Origin of the sequence: Enterobacter sp. CCUG 70166 (genome assembly GCF_020224095.1) — a bacterium.
GTDB lineage: Bacteria > Pseudomonadota > Gammaproteobacteria > Enterobacterales > Enterobacteriaceae > Enterobacter > Enterobacter intestinihominis.
Genome location: NZ_NRIQ01000028.1, coordinates 1 through 24,159, shown reverse-complemented (window position 1 = coordinate 24,159; position 24,159 = coordinate 1). Strand labels below are relative to the sequence as shown.

Sequence of the window (24,159 nt, the reverse complement as noted above, 5' to 3'; positions counted from 1 at the left end):
CTTTACGCTTTATGCTCAAATCCCATTAAATAAAGCCAGTCGCTCTTTGTGACTGTCGCTCATATCGAAAGCAAAATCTTCGTGTTCTGCCTGGAATGTGCCGAACGCCATGAGTGCAGAAACCGCCGGGTCTATCTTGTTGGAGGATTTCTTTTTGTTAGGTTTGATATTGGCGTTGGCATCGGACTCCATCACCACGTTACCAATCGCCCAGGCCAGAACCGGATCGCCACGATGGCGCACCACCTTGCGGTTAACAAAAACCTCAAAAGATTTCGCTACCGGACTGAATTTCAGATAGGTTTGCGGGAACGGCTCCACATCGAGGCCAGCCCCCTGTAACTGGGTTCGCAAGTGTGTCGCGTTCCACGTATCAAAGCCCACCAGCCGGATATTGAATATTTCAGCGTCGCGCAGGATATCGTCACGGATGCGATCATAGTCGATACAGTCGCCGGGGGTGGTGCGTATCCAGCCCGCTTTTACCCACTGCCGATAGATGGCGCGGTTTTTGTTAGCAACGTTAAGTAGTTGTGCTTCGGGCAGATAGTGCCGGGTAAGAAGCCTAATCTCGCGTTCAAACGGGAAAGCGTAACTCACACTGGTAATATCGCTGGTTGAGGACAGGTCAAATCCGGCGTAACACTCCATCCCGGACAGATCTTCTTCGGCATAATCGAGTGCACAGGCATCCCATGCCCCGGCACCCATCCACGGAGTGGAACCCTGACACCAGATATTGAAACGCTTGGTCAGCATCTCCACCCATTGTGACGGTATACCCCGCGCTTTTTGGATGGTGGATTCCAGCTTCGCCGCGTCAACGGACACATGCAGGTTAGGGTTGGCCTTGATCCACATTTCAGGCTGCTCAACCTCGCTTTCGTCGTCCAGTTCGTAGATCAGGACAAACAGCGAATCGTTGCTCTCTTCCCCGGCCAGAATCTGACAGCAGTAGTCGTAATGCTGTTTACAGGCTGAGACAACGTTACTCCCGGCGGTCGTTATGGCGAACAAAATAGCCTCAGGACGTGCGCCCATACCCAGCTCAAGGGCGGAATAAACGCCGTTATCCGGGTGAAGGTGGTACTCATCGACAATCGCCAGGCTGGGGTTAGTCCCTTCAATGGTGGCCGCTTTCGCCGCCAGCGGCTTTAGCAGGCTGTTGCTCTTCGGGAAAATGACTTTATGCGCCTGAATATTTACGCGCTTTTTCAGCGGTTTTGACAGCAGGCACATCTGGCGGGCATCGTCGAACACGATTCGGGCCTGATCCCGGCTCACCGCCGCCGTGTAGATATCCTGCTGGCCCTTCTCCATTACCAGAAACCAGTTAGCCAGCATGGCGGCCACGGTTGATTTGGCATTCTTGCGCGGCACCTCAATAAAGGCGCTGCTGTACTTACGGCGGCCTGTCTCTCTAACTTTAAAGCCCAGCAGGTTAGCAAAGGCGAACTGCTGCCACGGTTCCAGATCGATTGGCTGGCCCCGAAGCGGGCCTTTGACGTGAGGACAGAGCCGCGAGAACGCAATAAACCGCTCTACGGTCGCCGTATCGAACTCATATCGGGGGTCATTCAGGTCTGAAAAGTACCTTTCCACGGCCTGTTTTACGCGCTTACAGGCCGGAATTTCGCCCGTTTTTATCGCATTTGCGTACTCATTCCAGACGGTCAAGCTCGTCCTCCTCTTCCGTTTCTACCGGGTTACGGCGGCGGCTTACCGGATCAAAGCCCAGCAGCGACGACATTTTAATCATGATTTTTTCAGCATCAGCCTTTGCACTCAGTGCAGGATTTCGGCTCTCGCCCCCCTGGCTGTTAACAATGCTGAACCCACGGCTGGCAAGGTCTTCCACTGCTTTGCGGTACATCGAATAGTTGACGCAAAAAAGCTCAAGGTTGTTCCAGTCGGCGGGTGTCAGATCGCCACGCTCGGCCAGTTGCTTCGCTTTCGCTTTCCACTGCTGCGCGGCTAACTCATCAAGGTAAGCTGGCGGTTTTGGTGGTCTTGCCATAAAAATTTCTCGTTTCCATCGCGTTTTATTTTCAAAAAAATCACCGTGCGTAAAAATTTGAGGGGGCGGGTGGTTCCTCGCTGAGAGGGGTTTGTCCTGAAAACCTCCCCCACCCCGTCCATTCGGCCTGTCAGCGGTTGCGAAAGCATTCCATAAGCTCCCGGTCACGCTGGCTCATGCGCTTTGCTACGGGCTTCTTATGCGCTCTCTGTCTGGCTGGTTGCCATGCCTCGCGCTGCTTTATCAGCCCACTAATCAGCCGCTGCTGTTCCTGCTCAGTCATTGTTTGCCTCATAGATCCAGTCGGTGCGATGACGTGCTGCTTCTTCCTGCTCGCGGAACTTACCGGCTTTACGCTGCTGCTTCGTCACCGGGTCTGTTGTGGTTGTCTTCCGTCCATGACAGGCAGCGCATAACGACTGGTGATTACTGGCGGGCCAGAACAGCACATCAGCTTCACCCTCGATAGGGATGATGTGATCGACGATAGTTGCCGATGTATAGACGCCAGCCTTGAGACAGTGGACACACAGCGGATTAGCTCTCAGAAAATGACGACGATATTCGCCCCAGCGGTTGGAGTAACCGCGCTCTGTTCGCGTACCTCTTCGGCTGTCGCTTTGTCGGCGGGCATCCCGCTTATGCTCATCACACTTGCCGGATTTCACCCGCTTATTACATCCCGGCTCATTACATCGGCGTAGTGGTTGCCACGGCATCAGTACACCCCCACATCACGGTAGACAGACCACAACGCAGAGACAGCCATCGGTATCTCTTTGGTGTCAGTGTCGCCAATTGTCGTGCGGTACTCGTACAGCTGAGAGACGTACATCAGACAGCCAATCTTGATAGCTGGCGTAAACTCCAGCCCGTTATCAAACCGCTTGCCGATATGCTTCTGGCAAACCTCCAGCGCCGCATCGATGTACGCCTGTATCAACGTATCTTCGTAATCATCATCAATACGGCAATGCAGCTTTGCTTCATCCAGGGTGATTTCTGCTGTCATTTTTCCGTTCCTGTCTTGCAGAGAATTTCCAGCCGGGTACCTTCCGAATCAGGAATAGGAGGCCCGATAATATTGAGAGTGCTGCCAGCAAACGGGCCAGTAAGCACTTTCAGACGGTTGGCTGCGGTAATATCACGGCGGAAACGCACCCAAACGCGGATCGTCGCTTCGGCAACCTCGGCACCTGACGCCATTAACTCTCGGCCACTGATCCCCTTAACCTCAGCCCATATGGTTTCCCCGTCTTCCCAGACCTGAACAACCTGACCGGACGGCTCCCTGTGGGTAGTGAATACCCGAATAGTGACGCGGCTTCTCAGCCCCCCGGCTCTCATGCGTCACCTTCCTTGCCGTCTTTGCTGATCTTCACTTCCTGCTTCCATGCCTGGCTGAATTCGTCACCACCTTCACGCGGCGGCATCCCCTCACGCTCACGGGCTTCGTTCGGGTTCATGATCCCGTTCTTAATGCCTCGCTCATAAGTGGCGTAACGTTCGGTTGGCGTAGCGCGGAGAAGGTCAGCAGAGTCAAACTCCACCTGATAGCGGGTTCCCGGAACCGGAGAGGCCACCAGCAGCGCAGATTTGATTTGTTGCTCGAAGTTCGCCAGCCACGGGCGCATGGTCATGGTGAGAAATGCGCGGCTCGCTTCGCTAAAGTTGCTGTAGGTGCTATTGCTGTATTCCTGCAAGAAGATGGGCGACACGTTGAACATGCGGGCAATGTCTTCAATGGTGAAGCGACGGGAGGCCAGCCATTCGGCATCCTGATTACTCATGCCAAGCTGCTTGTAGTCCATGCCACCTTCAAGGATCGGCGTTTTCCCGGCGTTTCTGGCACCTTTGTAGCGCTCCAGTGCGTCCAGAGCCTGTTTGCCCTTCACGCTGTCGAGCCACTCAGCAGTAGTGACCACGCCAGCCGCCATCATGCCATCTTTCATAATGCTGGCACCGTGGCGCTGTTGGGCCAGACCTAACCCCAGCGCCTCACGGCAGGTGGTGATCGGCGAGCGCCCCAGAAAACCATCATCGGTCGAGTAACGCAGGTGCAGGATCTCTTCTTGCAAGTAGGTGCGCACAGCCCCGGTAAATGGTTCAGTAATGGTGTATTTGTATTTATGCTGGCCGATACGCTCAGGTACAACCGCCCCCGGCGCATACGGGTGCAGGGATTGCGGCTGGCCGTCGCGGCCCCACTGGATCACCGCATAGGCGTTACCATTCAGCAGACAATGGCGCATCATCGTGCGTTTAAACTGGTAAGGTGTCTGGCAGTCGTTCGGCTGCTCGTTCAGCAGAAAATCCACCGGGTGATTGCTCAGCCATTCTCGCGCCTCACGCCCGTTATCGTTGCGCACGCGGTAGAGGTAGCAGGGCATTGTTGCCACCGCCTCACTGATAACTGACACGGCGTTCATGACCGCCGGCAGAGATTCCGCAGTACCCGCAGACACATATTCGCCTGATCCGGTATTTGGAATCCCTGCCATCGCCAGAAACTCATCAATGGTCATGCTGCGCTGCTCAGAGGGTTCAGACTTACGGCCAAACGGCCAGATATTCCACATATCAGAGCCCCGCTAATTCAGCCCAGCGGCGGCGGTTATCGCCAGCCCGGCGCAGTTCAGGATATTGGGAGAAAAGCGAACGGTGCGCGATTTCCACGCCAGACTCAGGATAAGCAGGCATAGAGGTAACGGTAATCTCCCGCAGTTCGGCAGCGGTAACAGTGCGCAGGTATGGAGACTGAGCAATATCCCACGCCTCTTTCAGCGCCCGGAAACCAAAGCTCATGCCGGAGATATCCCCGCGCTCCACCAGCTCCAGCACATCGTTGCCAAGCTGGGTATTCGGCGGGGTCAGCTCGAAGCGCAGCCCGGTATCATCTTCTGACAGCACCAGCGTGCCGGATTTAGTGCGGCCCAGCAGCTGGGTATAGTTATGCTCGTACAGCGCACGCACATCGCTACCGGATGCCAGGCTGTCTTTAAACGCTCCCGGCGCAAACTGCTCGCGGAACTCGTCCCAGATAATTTCAGAGAGACTGTTCCAGCGCACGGCATAGCCCACCAGCTTTTTGTTGCTGGCGCTCACTTCGGAGGTACGGATTTCAAAATCGATTGTTTTCATTACTGGACTCCACAGAGGGCAAAAAGGGGCCGCAGCCCCTTAAACGTCAAATCAGGAACCGGAGCCTGAAAGCTCAAGCACCTTGATGGCGTTGGAGTCCACCACACCACCGCCCAGGTATTTATCGGTATGCACCTTGTAGAAACCCGGCTCGGTGATGTTGTCAGGACGGGTACGCACGCCAGTGGTGTGATCCACGATGAAATAGCCGCGCTTGAAGTCGCCAACCGCGAGGAACGCTTTACCCGCCTCCGCATCCGGCATGGTTTCCAGATACTGAACAGGACGGCCCAGCAGCGTATCGGGAGAACCGGCAACAAGACGATCACGCCAGATGTAATCCCCGTTGCCGTTTTTCAGCTTTTGCAGTTTGGCGGCGGTGTTGGAATTCATCACCCATACGGCGTTTTTGCGGTATTTGGCTTTCAGCTTATACAGCAGGTCGATCAGTCCATCAGAGGAAACGTCAGCCGCTTCCATCTTCTCCAGCGTACCGAACGGACGGGTTTTGTCGGCAGTGGCCGCGCGAGGGTAAGACAGGAAGCCTTTTGATTTTTTATCACCGTCGCCGTTCACAAAGTCGCTTTCTTCGGTCGCGGTGAAGGTGTCGGCAATTTCAGAAGACAGCCAGCCCAGAATATCCACCTCGGAGAAGTCGAGAATCTCCTGAGTGGTTTTCGGGTAGGCGTAGATCGGGTTGAGTTTGATATCAACGCGCTCCATCTTCGGCGTACTGGTTTCGGTACGTGCCTCACCTTCGGTACCACGATTAACGGTAGTGCCGCCCACAGATACCAGCTTCTGGTATTCGTTGGTTTTGGTGGTCTTCACCGTTGCGATGGAGCGCATCACGCTATCATCCTGCAACTGGCGCATAATCTCTTTGTCCAGCTCAGGGATAACGGTATAACCGCCGTCAGCCTGCACCAGCGTGGAGAGAGAACGGGTATCACCTGTCATGATGTAGTGGCGCAGCTCGTCGTTGCTTACTGGCTCACCTTCGACGGAAGTACCAGGCAGATTGCGCTGATCGTCGGCGACGGCTTCAAGTCGGTTGATTTCAACTTCAAGCGCATCAGCCTGTGCGCGGAGTTCGTCGAACTTTTTGCCCTCTTCTTCGTTCAGGCTGCGCTTTTCGGTGTCGGCTTTGTCCAGCATGGAACGCATCTGTGTTTTGAGTGCGGCTTTCTGCTGGCGTAATTCGAGTAGTTTCTTCATGGAGTGGTTTCCGTAACAATTAACGTTGAGACGTGAAACCAGCGCTTGGAGGGGAGGCCGTTAAATCTTTTTCTGCATCCCACAGGCTGTACTCGCTACAGCTTGACTTAACGGCCAGTGGCGGCTCACGTCTGAGTGCCACTCTTAAAGATATACATGAAAAATATAAAGAAAACCCCAGTCAGAGACAGGGTTAATCATGGCTAAACACGAGTACAAATAATTTACAAATCTTCTATAAGTTACATTTTGCGGTGTTTTTCATCCTGTTCACGACGAACCAGTTTAGCTTTGAAATTCGTAACTTCGTTCATCAATGAATAAATGATAAAGATTGTAAAAACTGTAACCCCAAGCAGCCCACCAGATATTATGAGGGTTATTTTTTTAAATAATTGCCCACCGTCGCCAATCATCATAGATATGCCAACAAAGATAGCTGACAGAAAATAAAAAACTATACATGTAAATAGCCTACCACGTTTCACATCAACTATATAAAAAAGCCGTCTAGCTTCATCGCCATTTAATTGCTGGCTTTCTTTCAAATCGCTTAATTTATAAATTGCTTGCAAGCAGTAAGCTAAAGGAAGGACTAAAACTGCAATGATTGGGGAAGGCGCAGTCAACTTATCCACACCGAAATGATGGATAAGACCGAATAGACACAATGCTCCTATCAAAAAAGACAGGATAGTGAATATAAATGTACTTAACACCTTCATATTACCCCCTGTTGTCTATTTCTCCATTAAGTATGTTTGCAGACAACCATTTAAACATTTTAAGATATAAGTCATCTTCTGACAACAAACCATCATGAACTTGGACATTTAGAGAATCAGAAAGTTTCAGTTCTTTACCCGTTATAACTCCACCATTTTTAAGCTCTACCCTAACGCTATCATTATCTAGATCTCGCAAGGAACTGGCTATAGTATCCAGTACGAACTGACCGCTGCCTGTGGTAGTTCGATTATAGCTTATCTCAAGTTTAACATTAAGATTCGCTTCATCCAGTGAATCGTCGAGATCTAATTTACTAGCCCAACCATCGCCCAGCACTGTATCAAGAATTTTAGTTCCTATTCCTGCAGGCTTAAATTGTACTGTTTTAGATTCGAGGCGCTGAATTTCTCTTTTTGCCGCTTCTTTATCTCTTTTGGGATTGAGTTGTAATTGTTCACTTTCTATAGGAGAACGCCCTAACACCACACTCTTAACCGGGGATTCCTCTAATCTTTTAACTATCGAGTTTGCAGGCTTGTCCTTAAAGATTATAGAAGTAACGCCTGTTGTAGATAATGTGTTATTGGCAAACAGGTTATTTACATGTTGCTCAAACTCTTTTGTTCTCAATGCGGCAGACTGGACAATTAAGACATGATTTTTATAAACCCCAAAATAAAGAATAGATTCTACAAACTCTTTTTCCGTCCCTTTATCGCCTTTACGCTTCTTAAGCGATGCGGTTGTTATAGGATCTATTTTATAAGCTTGGGCATTATCTTCCATCGTTATAGTTGCTTGGGTTTTACCAGGTTCGAAGAGTAAAAACTGCCCGAAGAAAATACTTTCGTAATGCTGGCTTTTATTAATGAGGTGAAATCCAGCAGACGGATCATTAGGGTCTATTTGCTCTTTTCTGCTAGATGCTAATTCATAAGCACCGCCTTCACCCAAGGCTTCCTCTAAAATAGATTGCAGATATTGCTTTGAACCACCAATTACTGCCCTTTTATAATGAACAGTTCTTCTTTTGTATGTTATAGGTTCTTGTGTAGTCATCTAAGATCCTTAATTTCTTTCAATAGAATGCTAATAATTCAACATGAATTTAAATTGTAAATCCCAGCCCTTAAGATAACTCAAGAACAACATAAATCAATCATCAAAGCACAGAACAATACTGCATCTGCTTATGGCTACTATTTCTCACTCATCCATTTTGGTGGTTCAGGCAACAGCGCTCGGTATTCCTCTAAGTGCTCGATCAAGGCATCCAGCTGCTCTGTATTCGTAACGAGCCGTTCTCCGGAAAGTGTGTGCATCACAAAACCGTGTGGGTCATCCCAAAAGAACGCTTCCTCTTCAAGGGCTTTACGGTAATCGTCAGTGTGCATTGTATCAAGACTGCTTAAACCAAACTTTTCCAGGTGTTCCCTGCGTTCCTCGTTAGTGATTGGCATACAGCCCCTCCTGTAAAATTTAAAAATATGCGTTTAAGTGTTCACCTGTTCACCTTTGCATTTTTCCTATTTAAATTCATTCGGTTACAGGGTGAAGACTATGATTTTAAGTATTCACTAGTGTTCACCTTAACCCTTCACCTTTTAAAAGAAAAGCCCTTTAAAGGTGAACAGGTGAATACTTGGTGAACACTTCATAAAAAAGTGTTCACCCATTAACATATTGTTATTTAATGATTTTTATACATGGTGAACAGTGGTGAACACTTATCCCATTACTTTTAATTTTCCCCGCCTTTATTCTTTTGTTGTATCGGTACACATTGGCATCCAGTCTTCTGAATCATCATGCAGGGTGACGTTCGATCTTATGCCATGTTTAGTTTTGCGCTTCTGGTACTCCTTGCCATATTCAGCCATTGCGCCTGGCATATCCGTACCGAACCGCATTAACGATACAGGCTTGCTAAGACCATTGGCCCGCATGTAAGCCAGATAAGCGTGATACAGATAACGGCGCGGGCTGAATGGCACGATCTCGGCATTACCAATCAGCATTCCATCACAAACCACCGAAGCCATCAGGTAGCCGCAAAAGTCCACCAGTGAATCCCCTTCACGTTTGATGGCCAGCGCTTCTTCTGATTTTTGCTGCTCATGCAAAAGCTGTTTGGCTTCGTCCTGCCTGGAAAAGCGAGTGAGCAGGTGGCGAATGATTACAGCCAGCTCACCTTCAATCTTCTCGGCCAGCATAGGATCGCGTTCGTTTTCCGGTACCACTTCGGAGAAGTTGAAAATCACCCGCCGTCTGGAAATCCCCCCGCTTCTGTCGCTGAACGACATGGCATTGTTATTGACGGCCAGCACCACCGCAGGTATACGGGTTGAATATGGCGCTTTGTGTTTAGGGTCAATGGCTACCTTATCCCCGCCAGTGATAGCTTTAATCCCTGCGCCGTCGCCAGCGTACCGGGTCATATCCGGCATGATAATCAGCGAATAGCCCACTACCAGCGCCCTTTCCCTTGGGTTCTCCAGCGCCGCCATGCTCGCCGATACGGTGTTGGCCTTGCCCGCCAGCATCGTGCAGATCTCAGCCATAACACTTTTACCACTTCCGCCCGGCCCCGTTACCTCAAGAAACAGCTGCCAGTCGTACCGGTTCGCCAGCACCATAAACAGCGCAGACAGTACGCGGTCTGCTTTTCGGTCATTATCCGCCACAGAGCGGCGGAGCCATTTCCAGAAGTTAGGCGCATGGGTTGCCAGAGTTTCACCTTCTGCTGGTTCGCTGAATGGCAATTCGCTCGCAACGATAAGCCAGTCCTTTTTATCATGCGGTCGAAATTGGCCTAACCGGGTATCAAAAACCCCGTTGCTGAAACCAATCAGGTTACGGGCTGTGTTACCCATTACCGGGAGGCCCAGCTTCATTGTATCGACAGCGGATTTAATCGCGTTCTGCGAATAGGCGACTTCGGAATCAATAAAAATCTGCGCCATTTCTCGCTGCAGCTCTTTATCCGAAAGCGGAACCCACACCACGCCGTTGTAATGATGAACCGTGTCGGAATCAGCATGGATCGCCAGATTGCCATTGTAATGAGCAAGCAGAACTTCCCCGCGCTGGCTGGCTCCCATCTGGTTAAGCGCTGGCGTAGCACTTCCCCTCGTAGTCACCATAAGGGGCTCGTCTTCCAGACGTTTCATCAATGGCGTCCAGTCCTCTTTCTCGCCTTGTTCGTTGATAAACTCAGCATTGGTAACGCCAGCCTCACACAACTTATTTGCAATCATGCTGATTTGGTTTTGCTCGATAAGCCCGGCCTGACAGACACGGGCAAATCGACGGCCTTTATCAACAATGCGCAGGTGTGGCAATTCCGCCAGTTGAGTGTGATCCAGAACCACAGGCGGAACATCGTCTCCATGCTCGCCCTTCCCTTTCTGGTAATCCTGAGCGGCTTTCCATGCTCCCGTTCCAGCAAAGATGATGGCCTCCTCCATTTTGTCGCGCGGGAGGGTTTTCACATTAGGCGCGTTTTTCATCTTTCAGCCCCCAGCTAACGAAAGTGAACTCTTTAACGAACCTTTCCAGCGGAAAGATGCACGGAAAATCGTAACCATCACGCACAAACGTTACCCGGTTAAATGCGTTATCTTTCACCGTGACCAGTTCGCCGCGCTTATCCTTCCAGCTATCGTTGATTTCAGGATTTCGCACTGTAAGCCTCCCGCGCCTTCACCAGCTCGCCGATAGATTTGTGCAGCAGAGACATAATTGCTCCGACACGGCACGCTTCCTCACGGTGTTCTTCACCGTCGGGAATGCTGTCAATCCACATGCTCAGCACAGACATTGCGCACTCACTTTCTGAAAGGGCATTTTCAGCGTGCATCAGGACTTCAAAAGGAACCTGTCTCACTTTGTCTCTCCCATGTGCAGCTCGGCGATTAATGCCCGGTGAATTTCCTGATTAAAATCACACGCAATAGAAATCAGATTCAGCAGCGTTTCTGAACATTCAGCAGAGGCTTTTTCCAGGATGGTTTCGTAAAGTGATGAAGCCAGCGCTGATTTATATTCGGCCTGCTCCAGACAGATTGGCTCACGCATAGCGAACCTCCTGAACTGGTAGACGGCCAGCGAATACCATCACGCAGCCAGCCGGTGATTGCTCACGGGCTTCGCGCTCAGTGTTAGCTGTGATGTGAATGACGTTGCGACCGATGGCGCTCAGTGCAAGAAAACGCCAGATGTAGGACTTCCGCCCTTGCGGGTGTGTGATATGATCTTTCATAGCTTCCTCGATACGTAACTTATCGGTGGAGGTCAGACGCCCTGGCACTGTTCCCGCAGTCCGGGGCGTTGTCTTTTGCATGTTCGTCGTGATAACGTACGTACATAACAAAATCCATGCTATAAGGTTACGTACGTACATGTCAACTATCAAACGAGATAAAACACCAAAAGGAGAAGGGCTGTCGCCTACTTTCCAGATCCGAATCACTCCAGAATTACGGCAGCAGCTTAATGATGCCGCAGAACGTGAGGGCGTTAGTCTCGGTAATTGGTTGAAAGAACTGGCCCGCGCGGAATTGCGCCGACAGGGCATCGAGCCAAAGGGCTGAGCAGGGTTACTCTCCGTAATGCTGTGAACTGCCCCTCTTAAAAATGGTCTGTTTTGCGCAACTTTTAATGAGTTGTGCAGAGGCTCACCTCTTAAAGAGGGTTGGTTATCTTCGCAGCTCTCTACGTTATTAGTCGGAACCTCTGAACCTAAGCAGTGTTGATGTTCAGGCGAACCCGAATACTGTTCATGTTTGTTGCCAGCCGATTCTAACGATTCGTTATAATCAAGTTCCTTCAATGGATTGCGATGTCCGTACGTTAAACGTACGCGGTTAATTTGTGCGTACGGATTTCGTTGGCTCAAGGTTTGACCACCAGCGGCAAGCCTGGTAATCTGGCGATGTTTCAGTAAAGCGTTGAGACTCAGGCGGCCCGGCATGGCCGCCTTTGTTTTGCCTGTCATACAATAGCCTCCACTTTCAGCCCGCCAGCGGTATACCCCTGAACCCGAACACCATCGACGCGATGACGCTTTTTAGTCAGAAAGCGGATGTGATCTGCGTAGACGTACTGCCATTTACCATCGAGTGCCACACGCTTAAACCACGGATGAGGCTTAGATATGGTCTGGACAACTGGCTCGGAAGCCTTGCGGGGCGTGGGTTCTGCTGTGCATACCCCCTTATCATCACCCGTTACTCGATACAGCCAGTAACTTGCCAGCTTCCCGGTCAATTTACGGGTGCGCACGGGAATATAACCCGCCTCACGCATCGCCTTACCAAAAGTGGCATCGTCCGGGTAATACTGGCGGCGTAGTTCCGTAGATACTGAAACGGCAAAGCTGCGTTTAGTCGGGTATTCCTGCCACTGGCCGACAAATTCAAACGGAAGGCCGTTAACGAGAATTTCCTTCTGTCTGGCTTCAGGGTGAGCGAATCCCTGCCCGTTGAGGGCATTAATCATTTTCATATCTGATTACCTGTAGTTAATTAAGCAGATTTGCGGCTGTACGGGTTATTGACGTTCTCCACGGCAGGCGGATTACGAACCCACCAGAGCACATCAGAAAGAAGCCATGCACAGCTATTGCGTCCGAAGTGGCAGCGTGATGGAAAGCGCCCTTGCTGCTCCATCTTCCAGCGGCTGGAACGGGAAAGACTGGTGATCTCGCTGCATTCTTCTTCACGGATTCGACGGTCGAACTTGAAGCCGTACTCCTCCAGAAGGGTGCGGCGCTGCTCAGGATTTGGCGGGGTAAAGGTGATATTTTGCATGTTGCCTCCACTGTTTCTACGTTTTGTGGAGGCTATTATTTGCTATTAAAAAGCATGGTTCACTATTAGATAATTTTTAATTATTTCTATATGGATTTCCCGATTAAAATGAATCCATAGCTTTGCGCTTTAATATTTCTATAGAAAAATCTGCGGAAAAATTTCTAATGAACGGTTTGATCGTTTGAGCGATACCAATGGCGTCATACTCTGCATTAGGAAACAGGGCCAAAGATAAAACTCTGTTAGTGATTGTTGCATTGTTAATTTTAGCCCACTCCATAAGGTCTAACATTGGCAATATCTTGTAATCGAATATTTTCTTTTTGATTACACCCCAGCTATTACTTAACTTACAACTATTTTCACTTTTGCTTTCAAGATCCATTCGCCATATTGGCAACAATGCAGCCAAATCGCTTAATAAAATTTCATCAGGCCAAGACAAATCTAAAGTAATGTGCATTTGATCATTATCGCTTATGGTCTTACTTACAGACCTTTTTTGTCCACGCAATGAGCGATTAATTTTATTTTCATCAATATAATGAGAGGCTTTCTTAGACAACTGCATCACATCAATTAATCTTAAAGGCTCAACACCTCCGACGGCATCCATTTGCCATTCAGAATATTTTTTTCTTTTTATTTTCTCTGCAAATAATTTTCCACTCAGCGGCCGAATTGGGTTACTAAATCTTTCTTCCATAAATGAAGCGAACTCATTTCTTGCTCCGGGATAGGTATCAAGCCATTCAAAATCATCATTAGCAACTTCCATTCTCATAGCTAACTGATTAATTAAATCAAGATCACTCAGCCCATTGATAGAATTGTAATTGTCCAATGAAAACCATTTCGGCAAATCGGTCATTTTATTTATCTTTTTCATTTCTCACCAGCCTTTAAAATAACAATATTCGAGTGATTACCCGCCAAAATATCGAGACGGTCATACCATTTATTCAGCGCATCCAGTTTCTCAGGCAAGTACAGGCTGCGATTATAAATCGCCATGACTCCCGGCATTGAGTGCCCCAGCAACTGTTCAACAACGTGTGGTGCTATACCCATATTATTCATATGCGTTGCTAATGTTCGTCTTAGATCGTGCAGTGTCCATGGTTCAGAATGTCCCAGCTTTTTATAAACGCTACGGCCCCACTGGCTTACCGCTTCACTGCCTTTAACCGACCCAAGCAAAAGACCGGATAGTTTCGTTTCATCATGCAGTATTTCAATGAATTTGCGCATGGCATCCGGCACAGGTCTTACAATCTTCTCGCCGCCCTTGCTGTGCTCTTTGGGAACTGTCCAGACCCAGGCATCCATATCCCATTCACTCCACTCTGATAGCCTGGCCTCCTGCGTTCGGCACCCAAACACCATTAAGATTGTCAGTAGCCTGGTGTAGTAAGGCATGAAGCAAGTGCCAGAGGAAATGGCAGCCCATAAATCGCCAGCCTCTTTATCGTTTAATACCCGGTCTTTTTTTGCCTGTTTTTTACCGACATCTGGAATTGTTAAATCTTCAAGCGCGGTACTCACAGCATAGCGACGAACCCGGCAGAATTTCAGGGCTTGTTTGCACATCTGGAACACATAACCTGCGGCGACTGGAGTTTTCTTTTTCATCCTGTCAAAGCAGTCAAGCCAGTATCGTGTTTCACAGTCAGCGAGCGCCATTTTCCCTATATAAGGATAAATGTGTTTTCGCAGCTCCGCTTTGTGCCGTTCAACATTCGCGCGGTTCTCTTCTGCATATTCGCGTATCCAGTATTCTATAGCTTCCTTAACAGTGACCGGTTTAAGCGTTTCCTGAGTGGTCAGCGCCAACTGGTGCTTTGGATCTTTACCTGAGGCCAGCCATTGGCGGCATTTATCACGCGAAGAACGGGCTTCTTTGAGGCTCATATCCGGGTATCGTCCCAGAGTAAGACGATGCAGCTTCTGCCCGTCGAGTCGGTAAGTAAACACCCAGCTAATACCACCAGCTTTCGTTACCTTGGCGCTCAGCCCGGCACCATCAGCATAGAACTCAATCTTACTGGCCGGGATACCATGTAATCCCTTTAACTTCCTGTCGCTCAGTTTGTTAAGTTCGCCAGCCATAGACCACCCAGCCCAAAGTGTTTATACAAATGTTTATACAGAATTGCTTGCATAATAGCATAAACAAAGAAAAACACTGGAACAATATACAGGCATGAATTTATATAACACATTGATTATTATATGAATATTAAAATCATCTAAAAGCATGAAAACAGCTAATATGACAGTACGGCATGAACTGATACTAATCAGTTAAATGCTTGTTTAAAAAGGCGCTCTTCGGCATGGGGAAGCGCCTTTTTTATTGCCCGGATGAGCGACCGTCAACGCTTTGTAAACCTTCTCCTTCCCCACTTTTCAACGCCCGCTTTTCGTGTATATTTCCACCACCTTACAGGCTCTCTTTTCGCGGAATGACACATGATTCGTAAATACTGGTGGCTGGTCGTTTTTGCTGTCTCTGTTTTCATTTTCGATGCGCTGCTGATGCAGTGGATTGAACTGATGAGCACCGAAACCGATAAATGTCGCAATATGAATTCCGTGAACCCGCTAAAACTGGTCAACTGCTCAGAGCTGGACTAGCCTCTTCCATCCTGTACCCCTCTGTTATCACCCAATAAAAACAGGGGCTTAAATCACTTTTCGTCATTTCCTGACGATGATAATGTCTGTGCCCTTTCCAACCGCTCTTGCTTAACGTCTCACAACGAGTGAACAGACCATGCTGGTTAGCCAATACAACCAAATCCTCGTCGTCATCTCCTTTATTGTCGCCATTCTTGCCGCCTATACCGCGCTGAATATGGCTGCGCGCGTTGCCGGAAGCCAGGGCGTCGCTGCACGCGTCTGGCTGGCAGGTGGCGGAGTTTCGATGGGGATTGGCGTGTGGGCGATGCATTTCATCGGTATGCTGGCGATGGAGCTTTCCATGAGCATGAGTTACAACGCGACCCTGACCGTGCTTTCGATGATTATCGCCATCAGCTCGTCAATGTTCGCCCTGTGGCTCGTTAGCGGCGAGCAGCTACATTTGCGCCGACTGCTGCCTGGCGCCGTCGTGATGGGTGCAGGCATAGTTACCATGCACTACACCGGTATGGCTGCCCTGGAGGTCACACCGGGTATTGTCTGGGATAAAACGTGGATGGCTATCTCTGTGGGCATAGCCCTTGCCGCTTCACTGGCCGCTCTTTGGCTGACGTTCCGTTTACGTCAGGAAGCTGCACGAATGGCGTTGATGCGTCTGGGGGCGGCGATCACCATGGGCATCGCTATCGCTGGCATGCATTACGCCGGCATGGAAGCAGCACAATTTCCAATGTCGACGATGGTCCACCATCATGGCATTAACGGGAGCTGGCTGGCGATACTGGTTAGCGTGGTCGCGCTCGCTATTCTGGGGATTACGCTGCTGGTATCGATGTTCGATGCCCGCCTTCAGGCTCGTACCTCGCTGCTGGCCTCATCCCTGGCAGAAGCTAACCGTGAACTTGCTCAGCTGGCGTTGCATGATACGCTGACGCGCTTACCCAATCGTATTCTGCTTGAGGATCGCCTCGATCAGGCCATCAGCAAGGCCGATCGCGAAGGAAGCCCTTTCGCGCTGATGTTTATGGATCTTGATGGCTTTAAAACCGTCAACGATGCCTATGGTCATGATGTCGGTGACAAGCTTCTGGTTGCGGTGACTCAGCGTTTGCTGTTGCAGTTGAAAGGTCAGTACACGCTGGCGCGTATCGGTGGGGATGAATTCGTCCTGCTGGCCGAAACCACTACCCCGGATGATGCTGCCTCACTGGCAAATTCACTGGTACGCGTCATTGATAGCCCGTTCCATCTCGATCCTTACGAACTGATGGTCACCCTGAGCATTGGCATTGCGCTCTATCCACACGATGGCAAAACCGATCGTGAACTGATGTTTAACGCTGATGCTGCGATGTACCACACGAAACATATGGGTCGCAACGGTTATCACTTCTTTCAGCCGTCAATGAATACGCTGGCGCAGACGCATCTACAGCTGATGAATGATCTGTGGCAGGCCATCGACCGTGATGAGTTACGCCTGCTTTATCAACCTAAATTCCATGCCCCTGCCGGGCCGGTCATCGGATTCGAAGCGCTGTTACGCTGGCAGCATCCCAAACAGGGATTACTGCCCCCCGACCTGTTTCTACCGCTTGCAGAGAAAACCGGGCTGATTATTCCAATTGGAAACTGGGTAATCGACGAGGCCTGCCGCCAGCTTCGAGAATGGCACCTTCAGGGCCACACGGACTGGTCAATGGCGGTGAATCTTTCTACGTTGCAGTTCGAACAGCCGTCGCTGATTAAAACGGTTCTCGATTGTCTGACGCGCCATAGCGTACCGCCCGGCATGTTGATCCTGGAGGTGACTGAAACCACGGCGATGAGCAATCCGAACGAAAGCGTTCGTGTCCTGACAGCGCTGACGGATGCGGGCGTAAAAGCCTCGATAGACGATTTTGGTACAGGTTATTCAAGCCTTCTTTATCTTAAGCGACTCCCTGCCTGCGAGTTGAAAATCGATCGTGCTTTTGTAAAAGAGTTAAGTGGAGAGAGTGAAGATGCGACGATCGTCTCGGCGATTATCGCCCTGGCAAAAACGCTGAATCTGAAGGTCGTGGCAGAAGGGGTCGAAACCGCAGCGCAGCAGACCTTTCTGACAGAACTGGGATGCAATACGCTACAGGGCTATCTGCTGGGCAAACCGATTACCGCGCAGGCTATTATGGAACAGTGCCAGCACGGGGAGATGTCACCATCCCGTATGCAATCATGAGGCTGTATCGTAAAACACTGGCGCCACTCGAGTGATATTTAGTGTCGCAAGAATATTATCCACCAGCGCCGGCGCCTGTTTGTACAGATTAAAACTGTTGCTATCCATTAACCAGTTTTTAATGACTCCGCTAAAAAATGCGTGGAAAACAATCAGCGCCAGTTCAATATTAGTTTGGGAAGAAATAATGCTACGCGCAACGCATTGTCTCAACGTCCTGCGAAGATAATTATCGTTTAAACCGATCCGCTTGCGTATTTCACATTCTGAAATCACATCGTCATGAAATTCACACTTATGATACAGAATTTGTAAAAGAGCATACTGGCGTGGCTCGCTCGCAATATATTGCAGCGCGACAATAAACTGTTCACGAAGCATTAACAAAGGGTCATCTTTTTCAGAAAGTATTAACCTGTCACGAATCATTTCACGCAGCGGCAATTGCTGTTCCCAGATGGCGTTAAATATTTCCGCTTTACTCGAAAAATGCCAGTAAACCGCCCCGCGAGTAAGTTGAGCAGCATCGGCGATGTCGGTAAGCGTGGTATTAGCCACGCCACGTGTCGCAAATAGCCCGATAGCGGCTTCAATCAGCTGCTGCCGGGTCTTTTGAGCCTCTTCTTTCTTTTTACGCGCCATAGCCTGCTACTCATTACTTATACGGTTGATACGACATCAAACGTTATTAAAGGGTCGTGTAAGTCAAAGTATTCACCATAACCCGTTTTAGTTTTGCACAAAAAAAGTCAATTCATTTAATTTATAATTCATACGAATAAATTGAGCGAATCAAATTCATTAAATAAATAGTTTGTATTTACTCATAAGTATTCCGTTGATTATCCTGACAGAAGCCGGATTTCGAATACACTGGTTCAGAATCTGATTTTGCTTTTTATTGCCTCCATCAGCACTTATAAATTAAAAAACCTTGAATACCCTCATTATTATACGCAGCTACATTTCTTTTTTTGCCTCACACCCTTTCACCGACTTATGGCATATATCGGTTCAAGGGTAGTTTAAGGAACAGTAATGACGAATCACTTCAGACGCTTACCCTTATCCGGTTTCATTGTCTGTGCTGCACTGCTCGCCGGGTGCGATGGGCAAGAAAACCCACAGCAGCATGGGCAAGCTCCTCAGGTCAGTGTTCATATTGTCAAAAGCGCGCCACTGGCCGTAACGACGGAATTGCCAGGCAGAACTGATGCTTATCGTGTAGCGGAGGTTCGTCCCCAGGTAAGTGGTATCATTCTGCACCGTAATTTTACCGAAGGCAGCGACGTCAAAGCGGGTGAATCACTTTATCAGATCGATCCGGCCACCTATCAGGCAGCCTACGACAATGCGAAAGGTGAACTGGTAAAAGCGCAGGCGGCGGCAAACATAGCCCATCTGACGGTAAAACGTTACCTTCCGCTGGTCGGTACGCAATATGTGAGCAAGCAGGAGTATGATCAGGCGGTGGCAACCGCCCAGCAGGCGGATGCAAGCGTCGTTGCCGCGAAAGCTGGCGTTGAAAGCGCGCGAATCAATCTTGCTTATACGAAAGTCACATCGCCAATCAACGGGCGCATTGGCAAATCCAGCGTCACTGAAGGGGCGTTAGTCACTAATGGTCAGTCAACCGCACTGGCGACAGTTCAGCAGCTCGATCCCATTTATGTCGATGTAACGCAATCCAGCAGCGATTTTATGCGTCTGAAGCAGCAGACGAGCCTGCAAAAGGGAGACACCAGCAGCGTTGAGTTGCTGATGGAAAATGGCCAGCCTTATCCTCTGAAAGGAACGCTCCAGTTCTCTGATGTCACGGTAGATGAAAGTACCGGCTCAATCACCCTTCGCGCTCTCTTCCCTAACCCTCAGCATATGCTGTTACCGGGTATGTTTGTCCGTGCACGCATTGACGAAGGCACACAGCCTGATGCCATCCTTGTTCCCCAGCAGGGGGTAACCCGTACACCTCGCGGTGATGCAACCGTGCTTGTGGTAAACGATAAAAACCAGGTGGAATCTCGCACTGTCGTTGCACCGCAGGCGATTGGCGATCGGTGGTTGATCACGGAAGGTCTGAAAAATGGCGACCGCGTCATTATCAGCGGCCTGCAAAAAGTTCGCCCTGGCGTCACCGTCGTGGCTATTCCTGATACCGCCGCGACTCCAGCCAGTTAAGGGATAACGAGATGGCTAATTTCTTTATTCAACGACCTGTTTTCGCCTGGGTGCTCTCCATCATTCTGATGATTGCGGGCGGGCTGGCCATTTTAAAACTGCCGGTGGCGCAATATCCAACCATTGCGCCGCCAGCAGTTGCGGTGACAGCGACCTACCCTGGCGCTGATGCCCAGACGGTCCAGGATACCGTGACGCAGGTTATCGAACAGAACATGAACGGAATCGACAATCTGATGTACATGTCGTCCACCAGTGATTCTGCCGGTAACGTCACCATCACCCTGACGTTCGAGTCGGGTACGGATCCTGATATCGCGCAGGTGCAGGTTCAGAACAAACTCCAGCTCGCTATGCCGCTGCTACCGCAAGAAGTACAGCAACAGGGGATCGGCGTGGAAAAATCCAGCAGCAGCTTCCTGCTGGTCGCGGGATTTGTGTCGGATAATAAAAACCTCACTCAGGATGATATCTCCGACTATGTCGCTTCTAACGTAAAAGATGCGATCAGCCGTACTTCCGGCGTCGGTGATGTGCAGCTGTTCGGTGCGCAGTATGCAATGCGCATCTGGCTGGACAGCAACGCGATGAATAAATATCAGCTCACGCCGTTGGATGTCATTAACCAACTGAAAACGCAGAACGACCAGATTGCTGCGGGCCAGTTGGGAGGAACGCCTTCCGTACCAGGGCAGCAACTGAACGCCTCAATTATTGCTCAAACGCGCCTGAAATCGCCGGAGGAGTTTGGCCGTGTGACGCTGAAGGTGAACCAGGACGGTTCAATGGTCCACCTGAAAGATGTGGCCCGCATTGAGCTGGGTGGCGAAAACTACAACATGGTCACCAAAATCAATGGCCAGGCAGCAACGGGGCTCGGGATCAAGCTGGCGACTGGCGCAAACGCGCTGGATACCGCTGCCGCCATTAAGAGTAAACTGGCGCAGTTGCAGCCCTTCTTCCCTCAGGGCCTGAAAGTCGTTTATCCGTACGACACCACACCTTTCGTGAAGATCTCAATCCATGAAGTGGTGAAGACGCTGTTTGAAGCGATCGTTCTCGTGTTCCTGGTGATGTACTTGTTCCTGCAAAACCTGCGGGCGACCCTTATTCCGACTATTGCCGTGCCCGTGGTGCTACTGGGTACCTTTGCGGTACTGGCTGCGTTTGGTTTCTCCATTAACACCCTGACGATGTTCGGGATGGTATTGGCGATAGGTTTGCTCGTCGATGATGCCATCGTGGTGGTTGAGAACGTAGAACGCGTCATGGTTGAGGACAAGCTGCCGCCAAAAGAGGCGACCCAGAAGTCGATGGAGCAAATCCAGGGCGCTCTGGTGGGCATTGCCATGGTGCTTTCAGCGGTGTTTATTCCGATGGCATTTTTTGGAGGTTCAACCGGGGCTATCTATCGCCAGTTCTCGCTGACCATTGTCTCCGCGATGGCCTTATCGGTGCTGGTGGCGTTGATATTAACGCCTGCTTTATGTGCAACGCTGCTCAAACCGGTTTCCAGCGACCATCATGAAAAGAAAGGTGGATTCTTCGGCTGGTTTAACGCGCTTTTTGATAAGAGCGTGGAGCACTACAGCAACAGCGTGAGCGGCATTTTACGTAAGACCGGACGCTATCTGCTGGTTTACGTCATCATCGTCGGCGGCATGGCAGTACTGTTCCTGCGCCTGCCTTCCTCCTTCCTGCCGGAAGAGGATCAGGGGGTGTTTATGACGATGGTTCAGCTGCCAGCAGGGGCGACGCAGATGCGTACCCAGCAGGTACTCGATCAGGTTCAGGACTATTATCTGACGAAAGAGAAAGCGAACGTTGAATCGGTCTTTACCGTAAACGGATTTAGCTTTAGCGGGCAGGGGCAGAACTCCGGTATCGCTTTCGTCAGCCTGAAGCCATGGGAAGAACGCCCGGGCAAGGAAAACGGCGTTGAGGCGATTGTCAGCCGCGCAACGAAAGCGTTTAGCCAGATCAAAGATGGTCTTGTATTTCCGTTTAACCTCCCTGCCATTATTGAACTGGGTACCGCAACAGGCTTTGACTTTGAACTGATTGACCAGGCAAACCTGGGACATACGCAGCTCACGCAGGCACGTAACCAACTGCTTGGCATGGTAAGGGAACATCCTGACTTACTGGTCCGCGTGCGTCCTAACGGACTGGAAGATACGCCACAGTACAAACTGGATGTCGACCAGGAGAAGGCCCAGGCGCTGGGTGTGAGCATATCTGATGTCAATCAGACCATCTCAACAGCATTGGGTGGCACTTATGTGAACGACTTTATCGATCATGGACGCGTGAAAAAAGTTTATGTCCAGGCTGATGCTCGCTTCCGTATGTTACCAGGAGATATTAACGACCTGTATGTGCGTAGTGCTAACGGCGAAATGGTGCCTTTCTCTGCCTTTAGCAGCTCTCACTGGGTGTACGGCTCACCTCGTCTGGAACGTTACAATGGGATGCCATCAATGGAGATCCTCGGTGAGTCTGCGCCAGGCAAAAGTACCGGTGAGGCAATGGAGATGATGGAAAGCCTTGCGTCGAAACTGCCTTCCGGAATTGGCTACGACTGGACGGGGATGTCTTATCAGGAACGTCTTTCCGGAAATCAGGCTCCAGCACTGTATGCCATTTCACTGATTGTGGTGTTCCTGTGTCTGGCGGCTCTCTATGAAAGCTGGTCAATTCCATTCTCGGTCATGCTGGTTGTGCCCCTGGGGGTGATCGGCGCGCTTCTGGCTGCATCAATACGTGGGCTGAACAATGACGTTTACTTCCAGGTTGGTCTGCTTACGACAATTGGTTTATCAGCCAAAAACGCCATACTGATCGTTGAGTTCGCCAAGGATCTTATGGATAAAGAAGGCAAAGGGATTATTGAAGCCACGCTGGAAGCCTCACGTATGCGTCTGCGCCCTATCCTGATGACCTCTCTGGCATTTATCCTTGGTGTTATGCCTCTGGTCATCAGTAGTGGCGCAGGTAGTGGGGCACAAAACGCTGTCGGGACGGGCGTGATGGGCGGGATGCTGTCAGCCACTCTGCTGGCCATTTTCTTTGTTCCTGTTTTCTTCGTTGTTGTCCGGAGACGGTTTACAAAGCATAAGGATTAATGAAAATCATAAAGGCACCTCTGGTGCCTTTTTTATTTCCTGTCAGCATTCTAATAAAAAGACATCTCTTCACATTTCCTCCATAAATAATCAACGCCCCTCTTTTTTCTCCATGATTTTTACAATCCACACAATTTGAGATTATTCCCCGTGCTGTATGGTATTAGTGCGGTGGTAAAATAATCATCAATTCGTAAATTGCCGCATCGGCTCTTAAGCGAATAAGCGATCATATTGAGGTAACATCATGAAAAGATTCCTTTCCGTTGCACTTCTCGCTGCGCTGCTTGCTGGTTGCGCGCACGACTCTCCCTGTGTACCGGTATACGACGATCAGGGGCGACTGGTTCACACCAATACCTGTATGAAGGGGACTACCCAGGATAACTGGGAAACAGCAGGTGCGATTGCCGGTGGCGCCGCAGCAATAGCTGGCCTGACTCTCGGTATTGTCGCCCTGACTAAATAATACTTTTAAAAGCGCGGCCATCGCCGCGCTTTTATTTTATCTAATCAAAGGGATGTATATTTCCCCTCTCAGATATCATCAGATAATTTTTAGATTCAGTATCCTGTTTTTTTTATAGCCCTATTTCCTTACCTATACAACCTCAGTCTGAATCACTGAATTGATTTAACGCTGCTGCGAGTAAGCATTATGCATTCCGTGAATTCATTTATAGCTGGGTTAAGACGCTTTAATACGTCAGTAAGGTATTAACGGCACTCGTTGGAATATCTGATAAGTAAATTGGTTTAGCTGAGGGCATAACGCAAAAAGGCCATCCTTTCGGATGGCCTTTCTACTTGTTTGATGCCTGGCAGTTCCCTACTCTCACATGGGGAGACCCCACACTACCATCGGCGCTACGGCGTTTCACTTCTGAGTTCGGCATGGGGTCAGGTGGGACCACCGCGCTAAAGCCGCCAGGCAAATTCTGTTACTTCTTGCCAAACTTTAACCTAAGTATAAAGTGGTGCTGATACCCAGAGTCGAACTGGGGACCTCACCCTTACCAAGGGTGCGCTCTACCAACTGAGCCATATCAGCACGCTAAATTTGATGCCTGGCAGTTC

The 24,159-nt window shown here is 49.8% G+C and carries 27 protein-coding genes, 1 tRNA gene and 1 rRNA gene; 6 read left to right on the top strand and 23 right to left on the bottom strand.

All coding sequences use genetic code 11. From position 1 onward, the window contains the following. Positions 1-15: 15 nt before the first annotated feature. The 16 genes from CKK19_RS12340 to CKK19_RS12260 form a co-directional block, all read right to left on the bottom strand. Positions 16-1,677 carry a terminase large subunit gene (locus CKK19_RS12340; protein WP_046275061.1) on the bottom strand — a complete coding sequence of 554 codons (1,662 nt, stop codon included), beginning with the start codon at positions 1,675-1,677 and terminating at the stop codon, positions 16-18. Beyond that, positions 1,661-2,017, bottom strand: a complete 357-nt coding sequence (locus CKK19_RS12335) for a phage terminase small subunit P27 family (RefSeq protein ID WP_000113647.1) — start codon at positions 2,015-2,017, stop codon at positions 1,661-1,663. Before CKK19_RS12335 ends, CKK19_RS12340 begins: the two co-directional genes overlap by 17 nt. A gap of 275 nt (positions 2,018-2,292) precedes the next feature. Continuing rightward, entirely contained in the window at positions 2,293-2,736 is a 444-nt protein-coding gene (locus tag CKK19_RS12325; protein WP_225455147.1) for an HNH endonuclease, read from the bottom strand. After that, positions 2,736-3,029 carry a head-tail connector protein gene (locus CKK19_RS12320; protein ID WP_032660536.1) on the bottom strand — a complete coding sequence of 98 codons (294 nt, stop codon included), beginning with the start codon at positions 3,027-3,029 and terminating at the stop codon, positions 2,736-2,738. The genes CKK19_RS12325 and CKK19_RS12320 overlap by 1 nt, the downstream gene beginning before the upstream one ends. Next, complete coding sequence (locus CKK19_RS12315) at positions 3,026-3,364, bottom strand: phage head closure protein (RefSeq protein ID WP_001201224.1); 339 nt, start codon at positions 3,362-3,364, stop codon at positions 3,026-3,028. Before CKK19_RS12315 ends, CKK19_RS12320 begins: the two co-directional genes overlap by 4 nt. Next, positions 3,361-4,596 carry a phage portal protein gene (locus CKK19_RS12310; RefSeq protein WP_042998351.1) on the bottom strand — a complete coding sequence of 412 codons (1,236 nt, stop codon included), beginning with the start codon at positions 4,594-4,596 and terminating at the stop codon, positions 3,361-3,363. Before CKK19_RS12310 ends, CKK19_RS12315 begins: the two co-directional genes overlap by 4 nt. Position 4,597: 1 nt before the next feature. After that, positions 4,598-5,158, bottom strand: coding sequence for an HK97 family phage prohead protease (locus CKK19_RS12305; RefSeq protein WP_032174314.1), 561 nt, complete (start codon positions 5,156-5,158; stop codon positions 4,598-4,600). Between the two features lie 51 nt (positions 5,159-5,209). After that, complete coding sequence (locus CKK19_RS12300) at positions 5,210-6,376, bottom strand: phage major capsid protein (protein ID WP_059288271.1); 1,167 nt, start codon at positions 6,374-6,376, stop codon at positions 5,210-5,212. Between the two features lie 242 nt (positions 6,377-6,618). Next, entirely contained in the window at positions 6,619-7,101 is a 483-nt protein-coding gene (locus tag CKK19_RS12295; protein ID WP_059288272.1) for a hypothetical protein, read from the bottom strand. Position 7,102: 1 nt separating this feature from the next. Further along, a complete protein-coding gene (locus tag CKK19_RS12290) occupies positions 7,103-8,164 on the bottom strand; it encodes a hypothetical protein (protein ID WP_059288273.1) in 1,062 nt (353 codons plus the stop codon). Positions 8,165-8,304: 140 nt separating this feature from the next. Beyond that, positions 8,305-8,565: a hypothetical protein gene (locus CKK19_RS12285; RefSeq protein WP_001123053.1), complete on the bottom strand. Its 261-nt coding sequence runs from the start codon at positions 8,563-8,565 to the stop codon at positions 8,305-8,307. Positions 8,566-8,862: 297 nt separating this feature from the next. Beyond that, the gene (locus CKK19_RS12280) at positions 8,863-10,614 is read right to left on the bottom strand and encodes a primase-like DNA-binding domain-containing protein (protein WP_047351788.1); all 1,752 of its coding nucleotides are present in this window, start codon (positions 10,612-10,614) and stop codon (positions 8,863-8,865) included. Next, entirely contained in the window at positions 10,598-10,789 is a 192-nt protein-coding gene (locus CKK19_RS12275; RefSeq protein WP_021538179.1) for a DUF4222 domain-containing protein, read from the bottom strand. The genes CKK19_RS12280 and CKK19_RS12275 overlap by 17 nt, the downstream gene beginning before the upstream one ends. Next, positions 10,776-10,925: a hypothetical protein gene (locus CKK19_RS12270; protein ID WP_223259295.1), complete on the bottom strand. Its 150-nt coding sequence runs from the start codon at positions 10,923-10,925 to the stop codon at positions 10,776-10,778. The genes CKK19_RS12275 and CKK19_RS12270 overlap by 14 nt, the downstream gene beginning before the upstream one ends. A 62-nt stretch (positions 10,926-10,987) precedes the next feature. Further along, on the bottom strand, positions 10,988-11,182 hold the full coding sequence (locus tag CKK19_RS12265; protein WP_032174324.1) for a hypothetical protein: 195 nt from the start codon (positions 11,180-11,182) through the stop codon (positions 10,988-10,990). Further along, a complete protein-coding gene (locus tag CKK19_RS12260) occupies positions 11,175-11,366 on the bottom strand; it encodes a host cell division inhibitor Icd-like protein (protein WP_024188218.1) in 192 nt (63 codons plus the stop codon). The genes CKK19_RS12265 and CKK19_RS12260 overlap by 8 nt, the downstream gene beginning before the upstream one ends. Before the next feature lie 139 nt (positions 11,367-11,505). Here CKK19_RS12260 and CKK19_RS12255 point away from each other — a divergent pair, with 139 nt between their 5' ends. Next, a complete protein-coding gene (locus tag CKK19_RS12255; RefSeq protein ID WP_032661928.1) occupies positions 11,506-11,697 on the top strand; it encodes a toxin-antitoxin system HicB family antitoxin in 192 nt (63 codons plus the stop codon). A 400-nt stretch (positions 11,698-12,097) separates the two neighbouring features. Here the strand turns inward: CKK19_RS12255 and CKK19_RS12250 are convergent, their stop codons facing one another. From CKK19_RS12250 to CKK19_RS12235, 4 genes are all read right to left on the bottom strand, one after another. Continuing rightward, entirely contained in the window at positions 12,098-12,610 is a 513-nt protein-coding gene (locus tag CKK19_RS12250) for a hypothetical protein (protein WP_212463955.1), read from the bottom strand. A 20-nt stretch (positions 12,611-12,630) separates the two neighbouring features. Further along, positions 12,631-12,915 carry a helix-turn-helix transcriptional regulator gene (locus CKK19_RS12245; protein ID WP_045286785.1) on the bottom strand — a complete coding sequence of 95 codons (285 nt, stop codon included), beginning with the start codon at positions 12,913-12,915 and terminating at the stop codon, positions 12,631-12,633. A 103-nt stretch (positions 12,916-13,018) separates the two neighbouring features. Beyond that, positions 13,019-13,807 carry a DUF6387 family protein gene (locus CKK19_RS12240; RefSeq protein WP_225455146.1) on the bottom strand — a complete coding sequence of 263 codons (789 nt, stop codon included), beginning with the start codon at positions 13,805-13,807 and terminating at the stop codon, positions 13,019-13,021. Then, positions 13,804-15,027 carry a tyrosine-type recombinase/integrase gene (locus CKK19_RS12235; RefSeq protein WP_211924502.1) on the bottom strand — a complete coding sequence of 408 codons (1,224 nt, stop codon included), beginning with the start codon at positions 15,025-15,027 and terminating at the stop codon, positions 13,804-13,806. The genes CKK19_RS12240 and CKK19_RS12235 overlap by 4 nt, the downstream gene beginning before the upstream one ends. Positions 15,028-15,390: 363 nt before the next feature. Between CKK19_RS12235 and CKK19_RS12230 the strand changes: the two genes are divergently transcribed. Together CKK19_RS12230 and CKK19_RS12225 are read left to right on the top strand one after the other, a co-directional pair. After that, entirely contained in the window at positions 15,391-15,555 is a 165-nt protein-coding gene (locus CKK19_RS12230) for a DUF2556 family protein (protein ID WP_003860373.1), read from the top strand. A 139-nt stretch (positions 15,556-15,694) separates the two neighbouring features. Further along, a complete protein-coding gene (locus tag CKK19_RS12225) occupies positions 15,695-17,779 on the top strand; it encodes a putative bifunctional diguanylate cyclase/phosphodiesterase (protein ID WP_063853578.1) in 2,085 nt (694 codons plus the stop codon). Here CKK19_RS12225 and envR read toward each other — a convergent pair. Beyond that, a complete protein-coding gene (envR, locus tag CKK19_RS12220; RefSeq protein ID WP_023307086.1) occupies positions 17,774-18,421 on the bottom strand; it encodes an acrEF/envCD operon transcriptional regulator in 648 nt (215 codons plus the stop codon). The two genes, CKK19_RS12225 and envR, sit on opposite strands and share 6 nt — an antisense overlap. 396 nt (positions 18,422-18,817) lie before the next feature. Here envR and CKK19_RS12215 point away from each other — a divergent pair, with 396 nt between their 5' ends. The 3 genes from CKK19_RS12215 to CKK19_RS12205 all read left to right on the top strand — a co-directional run bounded on the left by CKK19_RS12215 (position 18,818) and on the right by CKK19_RS12205 (position 23,551). Then, a complete protein-coding gene (locus CKK19_RS12215; RefSeq protein ID WP_023298751.1) occupies positions 18,818-19,957 on the top strand; it encodes an efflux RND transporter periplasmic adaptor subunit in 1,140 nt (379 codons plus the stop codon). Between the two features lie 11 nt (positions 19,958-19,968). Next, positions 19,969-23,082 carry an efflux RND transporter permease subunit gene (locus CKK19_RS12210; protein WP_022649576.1) on the top strand — a complete coding sequence of 1,038 codons (3,114 nt, stop codon included), beginning with the start codon at positions 19,969-19,971 and terminating at the stop codon, positions 23,080-23,082. A gap of 247 nt (positions 23,083-23,329) precedes the next feature. Further along, entirely contained in the window at positions 23,330-23,551 is a 222-nt protein-coding gene (locus CKK19_RS12205) for a lipoprotein (RefSeq protein WP_003860364.1), read from the top strand. Between the two features lie 347 nt (positions 23,552-23,898). Here CKK19_RS12205 and rrf read toward each other — a convergent pair. Beyond that, a 5S ribosomal RNA gene (gene rrf, locus CKK19_RS12200) occupies positions 23,899-24,014 on the bottom strand. Between the two features lie 43 nt (positions 24,015-24,057). After that, positions 24,058-24,133: transfer RNA gene (locus CKK19_RS12195), tRNA-Thr, on the bottom strand. Between the last annotated feature and the right edge of the window lie 26 nt (positions 24,134-24,159).